This is a genomic window from Streptomyces sp. W16 (genome assembly GCF_033194735.1).
Taxonomy (GTDB): Bacteria; Actinomycetota; Actinomycetes; order Streptomycetales; family Streptomycetaceae; genus Streptomyces.
In genome coordinates this window covers 1-826 of record NZ_JAWOAI010001194.1, presented here as the reverse complement: position 1 = coordinate 826, position 826 = coordinate 1, and the positions used below count along the sequence as shown (strand labels likewise).

At 73.8% G+C, this 826-nt stretch carries 1 protein-coding gene and 1 pseudogene; both read left to right on the top strand.

Going from position 1 to position 826, the window contains the following annotated elements; translation table 11 throughout:
* Nucleotides 1-161, top strand: a pseudogene (locus R6V09_RS54160) (oxidoreductase); the annotation flags it as partial.
* Nucleotides 158-826 (top strand): pantoate--beta-alanine ligase (gene panC, locus R6V09_RS54155; RefSeq protein ID WP_317888691.1); only part of this gene is annotated, 669 nt, incomplete at its 3' end. The pseudogene R6V09_RS54160 and the gene panC, both read left to right, overlap by 4 nt.

The window sequence follows — 826 nt, the reverse complement described above, 5'->3', positions numbered from 1 at the left end:
TCACCGAGCTGCGCAAGCACGCCCCGCAGACCGTCGCCGGCTATCTGGCGATGGCCCGCGCGACCGCCGACCGGGCCCTGGCCCACGGGCTGCTCAAGCCGGAACTCGCCGAGGACCTCCTCGGGGTACTCGCCAACGGCACCGAGGGAGATGCCGGATGACCACCACCCTGCTGCGCACCGCCGACGAACTGCACGCACGCACGCGTGCGGGCCGTCGCGTCGTCGTCATGACGATGGGCGCCCTGCACGAGGGCCACGCCACCCTGGTCCGCGCCGCGCGCGAGCTCGCCGGACCGGACGGCGAGGTCGTGGTCACCGTCTTCGTGAACCCGCTGCAGTTCGGCGAGGGCGAGGACCTCGACCGCTACCCGCGCACCCTGGACGCCGACCTCAAGATCGCCGAACAGGCGGGCGCGGACGTCGTGTTCGCCCCCTCCGTGGACGAGGTCTACCCGGGCGGCGAACCCCAGGTCCGCATCTCGGCCGGCCCCATGGGCGAACGCCTGGAGGGCGCGGTCCGCCCCGGTCACTTCGACGGCATGCTCACCGTCGTCGCCAAGCTGCTGCACCTCACCCGCCCCGACGCCGCCCTGTTCGGCCAGAAGGACGCCCAGCAACTCGCCCTGATCCGCCGCATGGTGCGCGACCTGAACTTCGGCATGGAGATCGTCGGCGTGCCGACCGTGCGCGAGGCCGACGGCCTGGCCCTGTCCAGCCGCAACCGCTATCTGTCCCCCCAGGAGCGGCGCACCGCGCTCGCCCTCTCCCAGGCCCTGTTCGCCGGCCGCGACCGGCACGCGGCCCAGGAGGCGCTGCGCGCGCGG